Source organism: Polaribacter sp. (assembly GCF_039939415.1).
Taxonomy (GTDB): domain Bacteria; phylum Bacteroidota; class Bacteroidia; order Flavobacteriales; family Flavobacteriaceae; genus Polaribacter.
The window spans coordinates 24483-42992 of sequence record NZ_JBDVJE010000072.1 but is presented as its reverse complement, the minus strand read 5'-3'; the positions used below and the strand labels follow the sequence as shown (position 1 = coordinate 42992).

General features: G+C 31.6%; 15 protein-coding genes. 3 read left to right on the top strand and 12 right to left on the bottom strand.

All coding sequences use genetic code 11. The features are described from left to right. Window position 1: 1 nt before the first annotated feature. Window positions 2-631 carry an SOS response-associated peptidase family protein gene (locus ABJG40_RS11915; RefSeq protein ID WP_348024807.1) on the bottom strand — a complete coding sequence of 210 codons (630 nt, stop codon included), beginning with the start codon at window positions 629-631 and terminating at the stop codon, window positions 2-4. A gap of 408 nt (window positions 632-1039) precedes the next feature. On the opposite strand from ABJG40_RS11915, the gene ABJG40_RS11910 reads away from it, so the two are divergent. Beyond that, window positions 1040-1204 carry a DUF1328 family protein gene (locus tag ABJG40_RS11910; protein WP_348024806.1) on the top strand — a complete coding sequence of 55 codons (165 nt, stop codon included), beginning with the start codon at window positions 1040-1042 and terminating at the stop codon, window positions 1202-1204. A gap of 66 nt (window positions 1205-1270) precedes the next feature. Here ABJG40_RS11910 and ABJG40_RS11905 read toward each other — a convergent pair whose 3' ends face one another. From ABJG40_RS11905 to ABJG40_RS11860, 10 genes are all read right to left on the bottom strand, one after another. Beyond that, window positions 1271-1573 (bottom strand): hypothetical protein, encoded by a 303-nt coding sequence (locus tag ABJG40_RS11905; protein WP_348024805.1) that lies wholly within the window; start codon window positions 1571-1573, stop codon window positions 1271-1273. Between the two features lie 128 nt (window positions 1574-1701). After that, window positions 1702-2433: a LytTR family DNA-binding domain-containing protein gene (locus ABJG40_RS11900; RefSeq protein WP_348024804.1), complete on the bottom strand. Its 732-nt coding sequence runs from the start codon at window positions 2431-2433 to the stop codon at window positions 1702-1704. 4 nt (window positions 2434-2437) lie between these two features. Then, window positions 2438-3478 carry a histidine kinase gene (locus ABJG40_RS11895; RefSeq protein WP_348024803.1) on the bottom strand — a complete coding sequence of 347 codons (1041 nt, stop codon included), beginning with the start codon at window positions 3476-3478 and terminating at the stop codon, window positions 2438-2440. 87 nt (window positions 3479-3565) lie between these two features. Beyond that, entirely contained in the window at window positions 3566-4786 is a 1221-nt protein-coding gene (locus ABJG40_RS11890; RefSeq protein WP_348024802.1) for an ABC transporter permease, read from the bottom strand. A 2-nt stretch (window positions 4787-4788) separates the two neighbouring features. Next, complete coding sequence (locus ABJG40_RS11885) at window positions 4789-5532, bottom strand: ABC transporter ATP-binding protein (protein ID WP_348024801.1); 744 nt, start codon at window positions 5530-5532, stop codon at window positions 4789-4791. A 6-nt stretch (window positions 5533-5538) separates the two neighbouring features. Next, the gene (locus ABJG40_RS11880) at window positions 5539-6741 is read right to left on the bottom strand and encodes an efflux RND transporter periplasmic adaptor subunit (protein ID WP_348024800.1); all 1203 of its coding nucleotides are present in this window, start codon (window positions 6739-6741) and stop codon (window positions 5539-5541) included. A gap of 11 nt (window positions 6742-6752) precedes the next feature. Next, window positions 6753-8084, bottom strand: coding sequence for a TolC family protein (locus tag ABJG40_RS11875; protein WP_348024799.1), 1332 nt, complete (start codon window positions 8082-8084; stop codon window positions 6753-6755). A 263-nt stretch (window positions 8085-8347) separates the two neighbouring features. Then, on the bottom strand, window positions 8348-8650 hold the full coding sequence (locus tag ABJG40_RS11870; RefSeq protein WP_348024798.1) for a GIY-YIG nuclease family protein: 303 nt from the start codon (window positions 8648-8650) through the stop codon (window positions 8348-8350). Window positions 8651-9028: 378 nt separating this feature from the next. Beyond that, a complete protein-coding gene (locus ABJG40_RS11865) occupies window positions 9029-12046 on the bottom strand; it encodes a TaqI-like C-terminal specificity domain-containing protein (RefSeq protein ID WP_348024797.1) in 3018 nt (1005 codons plus the stop codon). Window positions 12047-12570: 524 nt separating this feature from the next. Further along, window positions 12571-12954 carry an HU family DNA-binding protein gene (locus ABJG40_RS11860; RefSeq protein ID WP_348024796.1) on the bottom strand — a complete coding sequence of 128 codons (384 nt, stop codon included), beginning with the start codon at window positions 12952-12954 and terminating at the stop codon, window positions 12571-12573. 1029 nt (window positions 12955-13983) lie between these two features. Here ABJG40_RS11860 and ABJG40_RS11855 point away from each other — a divergent pair. Together ABJG40_RS11855 and ABJG40_RS11850 are read left to right on the top strand one after the other, a co-directional pair. After that, a complete protein-coding gene (locus tag ABJG40_RS11855) occupies window positions 13984-16164 on the top strand; it encodes a hypothetical protein (RefSeq protein WP_348024795.1) in 2181 nt (726 codons plus the stop codon). A 211-nt stretch (window positions 16165-16375) separates the two neighbouring features. After that, entirely contained in the window at window positions 16376-16696 is a 321-nt protein-coding gene (locus tag ABJG40_RS11850) for a carboxymuconolactone decarboxylase family protein (RefSeq protein ID WP_348024794.1), read from the top strand. Between the two features lie 475 nt (window positions 16697-17171). On the opposite strand, the gene ABJG40_RS11845 is transcribed toward ABJG40_RS11850, so the two are convergent. Further along, window positions 17172-18485: a DEAD/DEAH box helicase gene (locus ABJG40_RS11845; protein ID WP_348024793.1), complete on the bottom strand. Its 1314-nt coding sequence runs from the start codon at window positions 18483-18485 to the stop codon at window positions 17172-17174. Window positions 18486-18510: the final 25 nt, after the last annotated feature.

The window sequence follows — 18510 nt, the reverse complement described above, 5'->3', positions numbered from 1 at the left end:
ATTAAATTGCAATTTTTTGAACTTTAAATTTAGTAAAATATGGTTTAGAAATTAAATATTTAATATCTTTTATGGGTGTTTTTTTATCTAACCAAATATTTTTAAGAATATCTGGTATTTGTATTGGCATCACTTTATACAAGTTATTAATGGAATCTATTGATGAATTTACATTTGTATTTATTACAGTACAGGTAATAAATCCATCTTGCAAAACATTATAAATGCCTGCTAAATAAAAGGGTTTAATGGGGTCTTTTTCTAATAAGCAGCTAATTACATTTTTACCTTTTAAATTATAAGTATAAAAACCTGTTACAATAATTAAACACCTTCTTTTTTCTAGAGCCTCTTTGTACAAAAAATTCTCTAAAACTTCATCTTTATTTACATGTAATGTTGTTTTTAAACGCTGAAATTTTTTCCAACTTCCTTGAAAATTTTGAGGTAAAAGCCCCCAAATAGCTTGTGTAATTATTGTTGGTTCTTCAGTAGTAATAATTGATATAGGTTGCTCCCTATATCCATCTATTTTTAATTTAGGTTTATAAATATTTGGGTATTTAAAATTTAATTTGAGCTCTTGCTCTATTAGAGTTTTACTTGCTGTATTTGATAAGCTATATTTCATAATTTATAGATTATGTTTATTTCTTTATACATTTATAAAAGAAAAGTTCCTATGGCAACAACCATCAGTACACCAATTATAAGTACTGTTGTAATTCTATAAAAACCAATGCATATACTATTATTGTTTTAAAAATATAATTTTTCTTTTTTGGATTGTCTTTACTAATTTTAAAATTTTCTGGTCCTTGTTTCATAATGCTGTTTGTTTTAATCTTGAACAGCAAAATTATAATAACCCTCTTTTTATCTTTAATCCATATCATTGTAATTTTTGCTCATATCAAAATTGAATTTCTTTTTCATTTGAGTCAACATCAATTCTATATGAACAAAACAAAAATCTAATTGGTTTCTAACTTTGTGGTATCACAAAAAAAGAATTATTAACCTTTTAAAACTTTACATTATGTTACGTTGGACCATTACATTTATTATCATTGCATTTATTGCAGCAATATTAGGATTCACAGGAATAGCAGGAGCTGCAGCTGGGTTTGCTAAAATATTATTCTTTATCTTTTTAATATTATTTATAGTATCATTAATTAGAGGTAATACTAAAAAAATATAACCGAATAGTTTTTAAAAACAAAAAAACACTCTAAAAAGAGTGTTTTTTTTGTGTCAGAAAAATAATCTATTTTTTTAATAAAGGTAATAAACCTTTTAACTCTTCTAGACTTAAACTTAAATTATGATCTGTATCTAAAAGATTAAAATTTTCTTCTACTGCCCCAACTGTTTCTGTAGATTCTAAAGTATTGTTTTTATTGGTATCTAATAAAGTTAATAAAGTAGAAATTTGTTTTACAGAACTGTCTGCACTTAAAGAGCTTAATAAAGTTTGTGCTTGTTTAAAATTTGATGATGTCATGTTATTGTATACATTACAGCTAAAAAGGCTTAATGAAAGCAATATGATTGCAGCTATTTTCTTCATAAATAATTGTTTTAAATTAATATGAGTCAAATGTATTACAACCCATGTTTGTAAGAAAATAGAATAGACAAACACTCGGTTTTTACCGTTCTAAAATAGGATATTATAGACGAAATTTTTGCGAATAATTATGTTAATGAATTATTAGTAATATACGCTAAAAATTTTGGTTTGTATTGGTCAGAAACCGTAATGCGTTGTTGGTTGATGATGATCTGACTGCGTTCTACCACTTCTATGTTTTTTAAAGAAACTATAAAAGAACGGTGTACTCTTAAAAACTGATTTTCAGACAATTCTTCTTGTAAAGATTTTAAACTCATTAAGGTTAAAATAGGTTTTGGATTGTCTTTTATCCATATTTTTATATAGTCTTTTAAACCTTCAAAATACAAAACATCCGCTAACTTAATGCGTAATTGTTTGTATTCAGATTTTACAAACAAAAACTCCTTTTCTTCAGTAATCTGTTTTTCAATATTTCCTTTTACCAAACCAAACCAAGTATGTGCTTTATTGGCAGCCGCTAAAAATTCTGCATAATCAAAAGGCTTTAATAAATAATCTAAAGCTTCTACCTTAAAACCTTCTAAAGCATATTCATTAAAAGCCGTTGTAAAAATTACGCGCGTTTCTTTGGGCAATAATTTAGAGAGTTCTAAACCTGTTAAATCTGGCATTTGTATGTCTAAAAACAACAAATCAACCGGATTTGTTTTTACAAAATCCAATGCTTCTATGGCACTGTTGCATTTTTTTTGCAACTCTAAAAAAGGAGTTTTTACAACATAACTTTCTACCAAATTTAAAGCCATTGGTTCGTCATCAACAATAATACAGGTAATATTTTGTGTAGGCATACTTTTACTTTGTTTCTATATGAAAGGTAACTAAAAATTTATTATTCTGTAAAGAAGTGGTAAAATGATATTGACTTGGATATAATAATTTTAATCTCTTCTCTAAGTTCTGTAAACCAATACCCGAACCACTTTTATCATTGGTTTTTTTAGGATAATTATCGTTTTCTATTTGAAAGCAAACCTTTTTGTTTTCGCAAAACAAATTGATGTTTATCTCACTTTCTTTTGATGCAGAAACACCATGTTTAAACGCATTTTCTATGAGAGATATAAATAATAAAGGGGCAATTTTTATACCTGTTTCTTCTGTAGGAAATTTATAATTGACTGTAGTTTTGTTAGATACACGCAATTTCATCAATTCAATATACTTTTTTATAAAATCTATTTCTTTACTCAATGCAATAAATTCTACGTTGGTATCATACAACATATAACGCATCAATTTCCCTAAACTATGAATAGATGTTTTTGCTTGTTCTGGTGATAGATCTACCAAAGCATAAATATTATTTAACGAATTAAAAAAGAAATGAGGCTGTAATTGGTAATGCAAATGCTGTAATTCTGATTGTAATTTAAAATTGGCAGCTTCTTTACGCGCTGCTTCTGTTTTGTTCCAACGTTTGGTGGTTTTTAGAGCTATAGAAAATAGTAAAGGCGCCATATAAGATACCATTTGTACGTAAATAAACATTTTAAATGGAGGACCTGTATTTCCTTTTTCACCAATCGGTCTTTTTTTAATTAAATCTTGAAAGTAAATGCTTTCTATGCTTTCTTTACAATAAATGAAAAGGGCAATTAAAAACAAATTAATAGCAACAAACCAAAAAGTTTTTTTTGTAAATAAGAACTTATCAATGAGTATAAAATAATTTAAATAAAATAAGATTGCCGATAGTAATAAAGGAATCCAAAAATGAATAAATACTCTATTTAAATCTTGTTCTTGCCCATACGAAAGTAAATAAGGCATACTAAACAACACAAACCACACTAAAAAGTGTGATATGAGTGTTATGTTTTTATTTTGAATCATTCATCTTTAATTTAAAAATTCTATGCTAATTAAATTGTTACTCCCAAAAATAATACACTTCAATTAATTAATTGTACTTTTAAGTTGTTATTCGTATCGTAAAGCTGTAATAGGGTCTAAAGCAGCCGCTTTTCTTGCAGGGTACCATCCAAAGAAAATACCTGTAATGGCACAAACTGCAAACGAAATAACAATGGAATACACAGCAACACTGGTTGGCCAATGTAAGAATTTCTCTATAAAAACGGTGGCTCCTAAACCTAAAATCACCCCTAAAACTCCTCCTGTAATGCTTATTAAAATAGCTTCAATTAAAAACTGCATTAAAATATCAGATCCTTTGCCGCCTACTGCCATTCTTAACCCAATTTCTTTGGTGCGTTCTTTTACAGAAACATACATAATATTCATAATGCCAATTCCACCAATTAGTAAAGAAATACTGGCTACTGCTACCAATAAAATGGTCAACATTTCGCTGGTAGAACTAAAAGTAGAAATCAATTCTTCCATAGAACGCACATGAAAATCGTCTTCTTCTGTAGCACTTATTTTGTGTTGTCTTCTTAAAATTTCAGATACTTGTATTACTGCATTAGGGGCTTCATCTTCACTAATTGCAGAAGCCATTATTTGACTTATATAATCAATGGCTAAAATTCTTTTTTGTACGGTAGTATACGGCGCAATAATTACATCATCTTGGTCTTGACCAAACGTGTTTTCTCCTTTTTCTTCTAAAACCCCAATTATTGTAAAGGGTATGTTGTTAAAACGAATCATTTTACCAACAGGATCTTCTCCATCTGTAAAAATATTTTCTACTACAGTTTGCCCAATCAAAGCTACTTTGGCTGCAGAACGTACTTCGGCATCTGTAAACATACTTCCGTTTTCAATCTCAGTATCTTTAATTTTTAAATAATCTGGATTGACCCCATACATCGAAGAAGGCCAGTTGTTAGATCCGTTAATGATTTGTCCTCCTCCACTAACAAAAGGTGTAATATAAGTTACCAATTGAGCCTCTTCTTTAATCGTATTAAAATCATCTAAAGTTAAGGTTTGTACATTTCCTCCACTTCCTCTTGCAGGGCCTCTTGTATCGGTTCCTGGTTTAATCGTTATCATATTAGATCCCATACTAGAAATGGTAGCACGTATGCTTTCTTTAGAACCTTCTCCTATAGCTAACATGGCAATTACAGAACCTACCCCAATAATAATACCGAGCATGGTTAGTAAAGTTCTTACTTTGTTTAAAACAATAGCTTTAAAAGCAATTTTAAATAAATTTAGTAGTCTCATAATTAGTGATTTTCTTGTGGCAGTTTTGCCAATTGTGCTGCGGCAGATGCTACGTTTTCATTCTTTTTATCTTCAATAATATAACCGTCTTTTAAAACAATGGTTCGTTTGCTAAACGTTGCAATATCAGGTTCATGTGTTACAAAAGTGATGGTAATTCCCTTTTTGTTTAACTCTTGAAATAACGACATAATTTCATAAGAAGTTCGGGTGTCTAGGTTTCCTGTGGCCTCATCTGCCAAAATCATTACAGGGTTGTTTACCAAAGATCTGGCAATGGCTACCCTTTGCTGTTGTCCTCCAGACAATTGTGCAGGGGTATGATCCATTCTGTCTCCTAAACCCACCATTTCTAAGGCTTTTATAGCACGTGCTCTTCGTTCTTCTGTAGATACCTTACTGTTGTATAATAAAGGCAATTCTACGTTTTCTATGGCAGAAGTTCTTGCCAATAAATTATACGATTGAAAAATGAAGCCTATTTTTTCATTTCGTATGGTTGCCAATTCATTTCTACTTAAATCTTTAACCAACACACCATCTATTTCGTAGGTACCAGCGGTAGGCTGATCTAAGCATCCCACAATATTTAGCATGGTACTTTTACCAGAACCACTAGATCCCATAATGGTTACAAATTCTCCTTGTTCTATGGCAAACGATATCCCTTTTAGGGCATGTACCGTTTCACTCCCCATTTTAAAATCGCGTTTTAAATTGTCTATTTTAATAATTTCTTTAGCCATAGCGTTCTATTTTTTCTTGTTTCCTCCTGGTCTTTGTGGCATAAACGGACTCTCACTTTTTCCGTTTTCTCTTTTTGTTACACTGGTTTCTTTTAAACTATACACTAATTTTTCTCCTGCTTCAATTCCTTCTAAAATCTGAACATGCACCCCATTGCTAGCTCCTAAAACAACTGTTTTTGGTACAATACTTTGGTCTTTTTGCAATACCCAAAGTGTTTTTGCATTTGTTGCTGTACTAACACTGTTGGTAGAGATTTGGTTTTGTAAATTGTATGCTTCTAAAACACTGGTTGTTGGTTTAAAATTAACAGCTTTTGCTTCTGCGGTTAGTATGTCTTTTAATTCTAAAGTAAAAATAGAAACAGTGGCAGTTAACCCTGGTTTTAATTTTAAGTCTTCGTTTTCTGCTTTTATCACCACAGTATAGGTAACTACATTAGAGGTTACCGTTGGGTCTAAACGCACTTGGGTTACCACACCATTAAACGTATCGCCTAAATAAGCATCTACCGTAAAAGTAACACGTTGTCCTTCTTTTACTTGCCCTATATCTGCTTCATCTACATCTGCCTCTACTTGCATTTCTTTTAAATCTTGTGCAATGGTAAATAAGGTTGGTGTGCTATAACTTGCGGCTACTGTTTGTCCTTCGTCAATAGCTCTAGATAAAACCACACCATCTATTGGCGAGTAAATATTGGCATAGCCTAAATTTGTTTTGGCTCTTTGTAAGTCAGACAAACGTTGAATTACAGTTCCTTTGGCTATTTGATAATTGTATTGTGCTTCATCAAAATCAGATTGACTAATTACCTGACTGTCAAACAACGATTTTTGGCGATCGTAAATTACTTTCATATAATTTTTCTGATTCACGGCATTGTCATAAGCTGCTTTGGCATCTGTATAGGTTGCTTTTAAATTGGTTTTATCCAATTCTGCAATAAGCTGTCCTTCTTTTACCACACTGTTATAATCTACATATATTTTTTCTACCACACCAGATACTTGTGTCCCTACCTCTACCTGTGTAATAGGTTCTATAGTACCTGTAGCAGTTACCATGGTGGTTACGTCTGCCTTTTTAGCGGTAATTGTTTTGGGTATGATTAGTACTTTGTCTGCTGGTTTAAATATTCCATAGGCAACAGCAGCTAGTATTGCTATACTAATGATGACGATGATGCTTTTTTTCTTGTTTTTCATGATGTTTCTTCTTAAAGTGTAATTGGATTCCCTTGGTAAAATTGTAATAATTGATGGTATAAAAGTGTCAAGTATTTTGCCTGTATGTAATTTTGTTGTGCATTGGTATTGGTATTTTGACTGATTACCAAGTTAGTTGCATCTAATGCTCCCAGTTCATATTTTTTTAACGCCAAATTATACGATTGTTGTGCTGCTTCTTTGGCTGCTGCTGCTGCAATTAATTGTTCTTGAGCAGACAACACATTTTGATAGGCAGTTTCTACTTTTTTATAGATTGCTTTTGTGGTGCTTTCCTTTTCTATTTCTGCCTTTTCAATTTGTATTTCGGCTGTTTTAACTGCGGCTTTTGTTTGGTTTCTATTAAAAATAGGAATGTTTAATGAGAGTCCTATTTTTTGATTGAAATTCAAATCTAATTGATCTGTAAACGTATTGCTATTAATACTTGTATACCCAGATCCTAAACTACCAGATAAAGAAAGTGTTGGTAAAAAACCTCCTTTGGCAATGTCTAATTCTTTTTTATTGGCATCTATATTTAAATTGCTTGAGGCATACTCTGGTAAAAAGCTTAATGCTTTTGAATAAACTTCTAACTTGTTCAATTCTAAATTTATAACTTCTTTATCTTCATCTAAAGGTTTAATATCTAAAGTTGTAGCAGGTGCCAACTCTAACAATTGTTTTAGAGTAATAATGTATTGTTGGTAGTTGTTTTTTGCAGCTATAATAGTGTATTTGTTTGTAGCTGCCTGACTTTGTATTTCGCTATAAGCTATCAACGTAATTTCGCCAGCATCCAAACGTGCTTTGGCTCTTGCCAATTCTTTTTGAGTGGCTTTTAAATTGTTTTCTGCAATAGCAATATCTTCTTTGCTATATAAAGCTTGTAAGTAGTTTTCTAAGATTGTTAAAACAATATTATTTTGTACTTCTTCTGCCAACAAACTGCTTTGTTCTACAAATATTTTGTTTTGTTTTTGCTGGTTGTTTAGTTGGTTTCCCTGAAACAAGGTAACAGAACTATTAATACCAACATTGGTACTATTTACTTGTTCTGTTACAAAATCGCTTGTAATAGGGTCTATAGTGTTACCACTAGAAAAACTTTGCGATGCACTCCCAAATAAATTAGGTAATTTGGCGTCTTTGGCGCGGTCATAAGCTATTTGAGCTATATTTTTATCTAATACAGCATTTTTAATGCTAATGTTATTTTTTATGGCATGGTCTACACAGTCTTGAAAAGACCAAGTATATACAGTTGTTGTATTTTGAGGTGTTTGTGCGTTTACAAACAGTGCAAAAAACAAACTTGCTAAGAATATTAAGTTTCTCATTTTAAAGCGGTTTTAATTTAACACTTCAAATGTCTGAGAATTACGATACTTATTAAAGTATAATATACGTTTGGGGTTGTTTCCTATACCAAAAAGCTGTTTTTATCGATGGGATTTTTAGGGTTTATGGTCATTGCGCCAATTCTCCTACGTCATTGCGAGGACACCCCCAATGTCATTGCGAGGACGTAGGACAAAGCAATCTCATAACCTATTCTCCTCTATTTCATCCAATAGACTGCTTTATACTTCGCAGTAACGAATTACTCAAACTCCTCTTGCACCACTCCAAACAAATCTTTCCAATTCGGATTGATACTTTCAATCAATGCAATTTTTTTAGCTCTATTACCACCTTTTAATTGCTTTTCTCTAGCAATAGCGTCGCCAATTTCTTGAAAAGCTTCATAATACACCAATTTGTGTAAATTGTAACGTGCAGTAAAAGATTTAGGATTGATCTTATCTTTGTGCTGTTGTATACGTGTAATGATATTATTGGTAACCCCCACATACAAAGTAGTAGTATTCTTATTGGTTAGTATGTATATAAAACCTGGTTTCATTTTGTCTATTTACCGTCATTGCGAGGAGGAGCGACGAAGCAATCTGCCTATTATCACCATCCATTGCGAGGTATAGCCTGTTGCGAGGAATGAAGCAAACACAATCTCATAATTTACACTCCTCTATTTCATCCAATAGACTGCTTCATGCTTCGCAGTGACGAATGTTATTCTTATTATTCCATCCTAAAGTCATTGCGTAAATTCTCCTACGTCATTGCGAGGACGTAGGACAAAGCAATCTCATAACCTATTCTCCTCTATTTCATCCAATAGACTGCTTCATACTTCGCAGTGACGAATGTTATTCTTATTACTCTATACTAACGCCATTACGTGGTTTAGCTTACCACTTTTTTATTTTGGTGTTCATGAATCTCAAGAGTTTTCAACTATTGAGATTTCATCATCTGTTAAACCATACAACTCATAGACCATAGCATCTATTTCTTTGTCTGTTTGGTTTATTTGAGTTTGTAATGCTTGTGCTTTTTGTTTGTTTTCTTCAAAGAGGTCTAACCACTCAAACTCATCTTTTTTTGTTAGCGCTGGTATTTCTTGTAGATTATCTTTTAAACGTTGCTTATTGCTTAATTTAATGGCTTTATTTAGCTCTTTTACAAAGTCTCCAAATTCTAAATCTTGCCAATTTTGTAGTTTTTTTGGTAGTTTTTCTAATTGGAATTTTTGTTTTAAGTAGTTTTGGAATTTATTAGATAATATGCTTATCTTTTTATTTAAATTCAACATCAATATTGCTTTAGAAACAAAAACTTCTTGTTTTTCTTTTTCTATTTTCTTAATTGGTAATTCTTTTACTTGAGCTATTCTAATTTTAGGGAATACATCTGTATTAGCTGCAAACTTAGACTTATAAAAGAATTGAATCAGACTTGAATTTATAATACTCAATAAATACTGATATTTAAATTCATCATTATGAATTAATATAGAATATAAGCTCCTATTTTGCTGAACATTTTCATTCACAAACAAACTCGTAATTCGGTTCCCAGTTTCTCTAATAATAATTCTTTCAGAATTAAAGAATATTTCGTCTTTCTTATAATTATTATATGTTTCAGATAAAATAGATTGATATTTTCTAATATTATATCTAGCAACATCTTCACCTGTAATGATTTTTATATCAGATGAATTAAATTCATTTACTTTATCTTTTCCTATTTCTAAACCCCTTTTAATTTTTGTTATTTTTTCAAGTTCAATAGAATCTTTTTTAATTTTATTTATTAAAATCCCATTTGGAATAAATCTATTCCAATCTTGATTATTAACTTTAAACTTATTGGCAACTACAATTGCTGTAGGCATTTGAACATCTTGAAATACGCCATCACCTTTATCTAAAATCTCAATTATTTCTGTATTATTTAGCAAGAAATTTCTTAATTCTGCATATCTAATCCCTTTGATAAATAAAGAAGGAGTTATAAAAGAAAAACAACCTTTTTCTTTAAGAATTTTAATTCCTTGTTCGTAAAACAAAGCATATAAATCCCCACATTTACTAGTTTCAAATTTTTTATTATAAAATTCTTTATACTCTGTAATTTGAACATAAGGCGGATTCCCAATAATCACATCAAAACCTTTTTTAGCATCAAGAGATTGCTTCGTCGTTCCTTCTCGCAATGACGGATTAAACACTTGTGGAAATTGAGTTTCCCAATGAAACGCTTTATCACCTGCAACTGTTTTAGCATCAATTAAAGAATTACCACATTTAATATTGCTGCTTAAATCGTTTAATTTTCTACGAGGTTGTGCAGTACGTAACCATAAAGATAATTTTGCTATTTCTACAGATTCTTCATTTAAATCTACACCAAAAATATTGTTTTCTAAAATGGTGTTTTCAATGTCAGAAAACTGAAAACCTCCACCTAATACTTTTGTTTTTAGTTCGTCTATATAGGTGTGTTCTGCAATTAGAAAGTTTAACGCTTGGTTTAAAAATGCACCAGAACCACAAGCAGGGTCGCAAATGGTAAGTTGTAGCAACCAATCTCTATAGGTATCTAATAAGTCTACTAACTTTGTTATGGTTGTCTTATTTCTATTCTTACGTCCTTTAAAGTATTCTTCTTCTTTAATCCCTAATTCGGTTTTCTTTTCTGTGCATAATTTACCAACTGTATTTTCTACAATGTATTTGGTAATGTATTTTGGGGTGTAGAATACTCCGTCTTTTTTACGTTTGCTGGTTTGTTTATCAAAATCTGCACCTTCAATTTCTGCATTTACACTTTCTATTTCGTTTAAAGAGTTTTCGAAAATGTGTCCTAAAATATTTACATCAACTTGACTTTCAAAATCGTAACCTGCTAATTTATGGGTGTGTTTGTAGAGTAGCTCATTGTCTATAATTAAGCCATCTAATAAAGTGTCTTCTTTAAATAAACCACCATTATAAGCGTATATTTCGCCTCTACTTTTTGTGCCTTGTCTTCCTTGGTCTAAAAAATGAAAGTATTGTTTAAATAGGTTGTATAGTGGTCTTTCATCACCAAAATCAATATCTGCTTTCCATTTTTCTAATATGAGTTCTGTACTATTTGCGGGTAATAAACTACGGTCTTCTGCAAAGAATATAAATAAGAAACGATCTATTAATTTTTGTGACTTTTTAAATAAAGTGAGTTTTACGTTTTTTTCTAGTTGTAGTTGTTCTTGAGATTTCTCGACTGCGCTCGAAATGACATTGGTACTTTTTAATCTTTTTGCATTTTGTTTTACTAAATCTCTATACAATTCTCTTTTAAAGAGTGAGTAATCTTTATAGAAATCTTTGGTTATTTTTTCTTCTTGTACTATAGAGGCTTCTTTAATTTTTAAAGGCACATTATTGATAATATTGTCTTTCTGTAAGCATAAATAAAAGAGCTGAAAACGTTCTTTAGTCAATTCAAATAAATTGAATTCTTCAAACTCAGTAGCATCATTTATATAGAAACGTAACTTCTCAAAATTAGAAGTAATTACATATACACACCCTTTTTGATTTGCTTTGTAATCAAAGGCTTGTTTTCTTATGCTTTCTAAATCTTTGGTTTTTGTGCCTTTTAATTCTATAACACCTATTGCTATATTGTTATGTAAGATGGCACCATCTGCTTTTCTAGAATTTGTTTGATTCTTATATTCTGCAACTAAATTAAAATTGGCTTTTGGCTTTAGTGTATAGCCTAATATATTTACAAATAGTTCTGTTAAAAATATACCCTGATATTCTTCTTCTTTAGAACTTCTAATGTTTTCTTGTATAGTAGGATTAAAAAAATACTTGACATACTTCTTATAGGCTTTTTCTATAACAGCATCTTCTTGTAAGTTGATATAACTTTTTAATACTGAAGTTTGATATAATGACATATTTTAATTAGCAATTTTATGGTTAAAAATACCAATATTTTGCCTTTTATAGAAGAAAAAAAGAGTGAAATTTAAAAGTTATTACAAACACAGTAAAGCCATCTGTATGTTGACTCTTCTATACATTAACAAACTGCTTCGTTACTCGCAGTAACGTATAGAGCGTTTACTTCGTGCTACATCCCCTTAATGCTCTTATTTTAAGGTGTTTTTGGTTGATAACAAGTTCGTTTTGTTGATAAATGGATGGTTTTTAACTGTCATTGCGAGGACGTAGGACGCGGCAATCTGTTAATCGTGCTTCTTTTTATGAGATGCCCACGTCTTTTTTGCTTTTTACCTTGTAAAAACCCTCATAATGAAGGTAATAAAATGCCTCAAGGTGCGCTGTGTACTCCATCAGTGTGCATTGCATACTGCATGCGTACCCGATAAAAGTTGCCTACGTACGTAATAAGGCAAAAAAAACACTAGGTTATTGAGGTTTTACAATGATAAACATTGTTACAACTGCTTATAAAATTCTATGTTGTTCTGCTAAACTTTAAGTTTTTTAACATAGCTTTTAATTTTACAGCGGGTCTAAATAATACACGTGTATTGGTAATTGCATCTGCAGAAACTTCATCTTCAGAAACAAAACCTTTAGAACTTAACCCTACTTGAAAATTTCCAAGTTTTCCCAGACGTACAATACGCCCTTGATTTAACTCTCTTATAATATTTACTTCTAAAATATTTAATAAAGCCAAACAGTCACTCGCCGAAAGTGCCGACTGCTCAGAAATCATTTCTGCTAAGGTTTCAAAATCTACGCTTCCATTAGCAACAACTGCTGCATAATATTTTGCGTCTAATGTTCTATCTTGAGGATTTTTCCTCTGAATAGTTTTAAATTTAATAGCCATTTTTATATGGGTATTTGGTTGTATTGCTTTAGAAAGGTAGCAATACGGATACCTTTTTTAGCACGCTTTAAAAACTCTGCAATGCATTGCCCAACCACACACGATTTTTGTGTAGTAGAACCATAAGTAATGCTATTACTTACAGGAGTTTCATAAGAAATGTTAGGTCATATTTTTACCAAAATGCAGTCTGTTGAACCTGCTTTATTTTAACAAAATAAATTTTGGTAAGCTAAAAAAGAGTTGTAATTTTATGGTCCGAATAAGAAACTACAATACTTTTAAAGTGTTACCGTTTTACTAAAAGTCTTAGTTCAACAGATCTAAGGCTTTTTTGTTGGCGTAAAGAAAAGGATTAGTATTGTCAATAAAAATGAAGTTATCAACAGGTTTTTATCAAACCACTAATTAGCAACTTATTAAAAATTTACAATACTGTTTTAATAAGATTCTTTTCTTACTTTACTTTTGTAAAATTAAAGGGTTTTATTGAAGTATACAAGTGATATGTATTCACAATTCCCTTGAAGTTATCAACTAAAATACGAGTTCATTTAAATTTGTTACTTCAAAACATGAATGTTTGAGAAACCTCTTATTATCTTTAGGTTCTTGAGATTGTGTTTGCTTCGTCCCTTCTCGCAATGACATTAGTATTCGTCACTGCAAGGAAGTATGACGAAGCGGTCTGTTTTGAGATTGCTTCGTGCTTCGTAATGACACTGTTATTGTCATTTCGATGAGAGAAGTATGAACGACAGAGAAATCTCTTAAAGTGTATCAATAGTTGAGATTGCCACGTCATTCCTCCTTGCAATGGCAATGGGTATATGAATAAAAATATGTCGATTTGAACAAGGAGTACATAAAAGCATAATGTGACTACAAAGAAGTAAGACCAAACCAAAAGTAAAAAATTTAGAAGCATAAGACGCAACACAAATTAAGGTACCGATTACTTATAAGTAGGTAGTTTTTAAAGGTTTCTTTTTGTTATTTTTACAAGGTAACCTACTAAAAAACAACCCCATGAGAAAAAAACTACTACAAACGTTCTTTGTGTTCTTTATCATTACACAAAGCAGCGCACAAGAAAGAACCCTGGTATTTGATAAAAAAGGGAAGATTATTAAAAATTACGGTTTTGATGCCCCTACCACTGAAGGACTAGCGTTTAGAATGATTATAGATGAAATACCAGATGCAGAAAAATCGAATTATTTTATACTTTACCAATGGCGTAACCACTATAACTTTGAAGCCAATTTGATTGGATCTAATAACACTTTAAGAGTTTTAAAACATGATAAAGAAGGAGTTAACTATATTTTTGATGAGATAAAAAACAATGCTCGATATTTTAATTATTGGTTGGTAGAAACTAATAAAGAAGGGAAAAAGTATTTATCAAAAATCAGCAATGATAAAACCAAAACATTACAATTAAATGTGTTTTTACAGCAATATGAAGATACTTTGCATAGCATTGTTAAAAATTATATAGACAACAATGCCCAAGGCTTAGATGCTTATTTAAAGACACTCGATACAAATAACAAAAATATAAAAGCGTATAAAAAGTTAGCAGAAAAGTTTAAAAAGAAAGAAAGCTTAGGAGATAAAGAAAAGGAAAAATTAGCCACTACATTGGCTTCTAAAAAAGAAATTGTAACCCACCTTACTAAAATTACACATGCATCTACAACACCAAAGTACATTAGTAATTTAGGAAATGAAATTGTAAAATTAAATGACAAAATACTCTTAAAAACGAGGTTGATAAAGGATAGCATTCAATTGATAAATGACACTATAAATACTCTTACAAAACGAAACACCAAATTGGTTGAATCTATGCAAGACAAAATAATCAAAAAAGACACCTCTAAAGCATTTATTAAAAAACCTTTATACACGGTATTGCACCAAGGGATCTTGCTTTCAAAAACGAAAGACATCCACGAAATTGTGTATGATATTAATAACAACGGAACTCTGAATGCTAAAAACAAACAACTAGAAGTGGCAAGATTAACCCCTACCTTACCACAGCTTACCACAGCCTCTCATTTGTATGCACACATTATTAATTTTACTCCAGATCTTATAAAAAACGCTCCTTTTAAAATTTCTATGCTCACTAGTCATAACGATTCTGTAGCTGTTGAAGCTGCCAGTAATTTTAAAGGAATGGAAGCTATCGATGGTATTAGTGACGGTTTGTTAGGTGATATTATTGGGGGCATAAAAGCTACAGAAAATGAAGACGTAGCTGATGAAAGTAATAGCACAGATATAGATGTAGAAACGGCTGCCTCGGTTGCAAAAATTGTAGATAAAGCTAATGATAATGAAACCAGCATCAAAAATGCAGCCTATTACGCTCAATTAAATGTTTATTTAACAGAAACCTATGATTTTCTTGCTGCTGAAAAAACAAAGTTACCCTCTCAGAAAGACACTGCCTCTTTTTTAAGTTTTGACCACGAAGGTTTTTATAAGAAAAAAATCCTTCAAAAATTAATTCAAAACGAAAAGGAGAAAAAGGAAAAAATAAAAATAATAGAAGGTCTAATTCGCTTAAAGCAAACAAATGTGCCGAATTACACGGAATATATCTTAAAGTACCCGAAACCTTTTAAAGCAAATTCTGCGCCTACCATTAATTTATATACCCATCAATTAAATATTGAAAATTATGTAAAGAAAGTAGAAGAAGGCAAAGAGAAAGCACCGAGTTACGACATTACTTATGCTTCTAAATTGTTGGTGAGTGACGACTTGCCTCCTACCCATCGTTTGTACCGTTTTGCTTTAACAGCAGGAGCAGTTTGGACAGCAAGTAAATACTATGAACAAGATGCCAACAATGCTGCGATAGAAGTAGATAATTCTGGGGTTAGGCCTTCTCTTACTTTTTCTACATATTTAAAGCCTCAAGACGTATATGTAGATGCCAAAGATTGGTTGACAGCAACGATGCATTTTGATATTTCTATAGATTATGAAAATGCGAATATAACCGACAATTTTTATTTTGGTTTTGGTGTAGAACCTATTAGAAACTTACATTTGGGTGCGGGCTACCGTATGGGTAAAACAGATAAAATGGTGAATCAAGAACTACAAAGAGTCAAAAATAATGGGATGTATATTACGGCTAGTTTAGGCTTTAATTTGATTCCTTCTGTGGTGAAATACTTGTTTTAAAAAACACAGCTAAGAAACTTGAGAATGTAGTTTGTTTTAAAGACAAAGTGTCTATAACCATAGGCGCTTCTTAAAAGATTTCTAAATAAAACTAGTAGTCTGATAATTATCATTGGTTGCTCTTTTTATAGGTGGTATCTTAACATCATAAACTAAAAAAGGCAACATTATGAAAAATTATCCAAAACAATTCGAAGCGATAAATAAAGCTATGGAAGAAATGGGGATAGAAATTCCTGATACCATGCTTCCTTTTGGTGATTTACATCAAAATACAATGGCAGCAGGCGCTTTGTCTTCTAAAGTTAAAGAACTCATTGCATTAGGTATAGCTATTACCATTCGTTGCGAAGGTTGTATTGTGTATCATGTGCATGACGCAATTCAAGCAGGTGCTACCAAAAAAGAAATTATGGAAACTATTGGTGTCGCTATTTTAATGGGTGGCGGACCTTCAGTTGTATATGGTACTGAAGCCATGGAAGCTTTAAAACAATTTGAAGTTGTTGAAAAAGATGCCATGTGTGTATAAGTTGTTCATTTCCAATGATGCAAGGTCGGGAATCTCTTGCTAGGTGACACTATGAGGTAAGTTGTTATTAAAATTATATATGAATTCCCTCGTGAAAGCTCTTTCGAATGAATATAACAGACTATTTTTAAGTCAAAAGTTATTTCGAAATGAGCTTTTTTAATGTGCTCAGATGTGGTTTTATAAAATCGTAATGACAATAACACGCCAAATGTCAGTTCGAGTGATTTTGAAGAATGAAAAATTGTTTCGAGAACTTATTGAGATTCCTTGTTGCAAGCTCGCTCGCAATGACATTAGTATTCGCACTGCGAGGAAGTATGACGAAGCAGTCTGTTTTGAGATTGCTTCGCGCCTCGCAATGACACTGTTATTGTCATTTCGATGAGAGAAGTATGAACGATTGAGAAATCTCTTAAAATGTTTAAATAGTTGAGATTGTCGCGTCGTTCCTTCTCGCAATGACAATAGCAAACTACAAGACCGTAACTCTTACTTTCTTTTTCTTTAAACGGCTGTTATTCAATTTAGCAACCAAACCGTCTGCTAAGGCCAAAGGAATCGCAACAAAAGCACAATCTGGTTTTAGCTCAATAACTCCCAATTCTTCTTTTTTAAGGCCTCCTTGCTTTAAAAACAAACCAGCAATGTCTCCTTTCGATATTTTGTCTTTTCTTCCGCCAGAAATAAACAAAGTTTCCCAATATTGTGGCGTATAATGGGCTTTTTTAGCAATAAGTACCCCTTTGGTCTCTTTGATAAAAGCAGGTAAATATTCTTTTTCCCAACGTAAAATATAGGCAGTTCCTTTTTCATTGACCCTGGCTGTACGTCCATTTCTGTGGATAAACTCCTCTTCGTGTTTGGGCAATTCGTAATGAATGATAAATTTCATTTCTGGGATGTCTATACCTCTTGCTGCCAAATCCGTAGCGATTAATAATTGACAAGTTCCGTTTCTAAATTTAATCAAAGCACGTTCTCGATCTCTCTGTTCCATTCCACCAGAAAAACAAGCATGACTTATCTTGTTAGTTTCTAAAAAGTCACTAACTTCTAATATGCTGTCTTTAAAATTACAAAAGACAATTCCGGGTGCATTGCCAATATGTTGGATGAGTTGTAAGAGTGTTTTTAGTTTGCTTTTACTTGGTGAAACCACCGTTTTAAAAGTCAACTGCGACGTCCTTTTTTCTTTTAAATAATTAACCGTTTTGGGTTTGACTAATTTTACAAAATTAGGGATTTCAACTCCCTGTGTAGCAGAGGTTAATATGCGTTTACTTAAAGAATGTAGTTGATTAATAATTCCGCGCATTTCATACTCAAAACCTACCTCTAAAGACTTATCGAATTCATCTAATATTAAGGTTTTTATATGGTCTTTCGAAAAACGATCGTTGCTAAAATGATCTGCAATTCTACCCGGAGTTCCTATTAGAATTGCAGGCGTATGTTTCAGTTCTATTTTATCTTTAGACATGGGTCTTCCTCCATACACTGCATTTACTTTGTAGCCAGAACCCATTGAGCGAATGACCTGTTCTATTTGGATAGCCAACTCCCTAGAGGGTACTAAAATTAAAGCTTGCACTTCTTTAGAACTTGGATCTAAAGTTTGTAACAATGGCAATGCAAAACCCAAGGTTTTACCTGTACCTGTAGGAGATAACAGTATGGTATTTTCATTATTACCAATCACTTCAATTGCTTCTTCTTGCATTGGGTTTAATGCTTTAATTTGCAATTTTGCTAAAATATCCGCTTGATTTTTTATTGTATTTGCCATAATATTTTTGTTGGGTTGAGCGTAG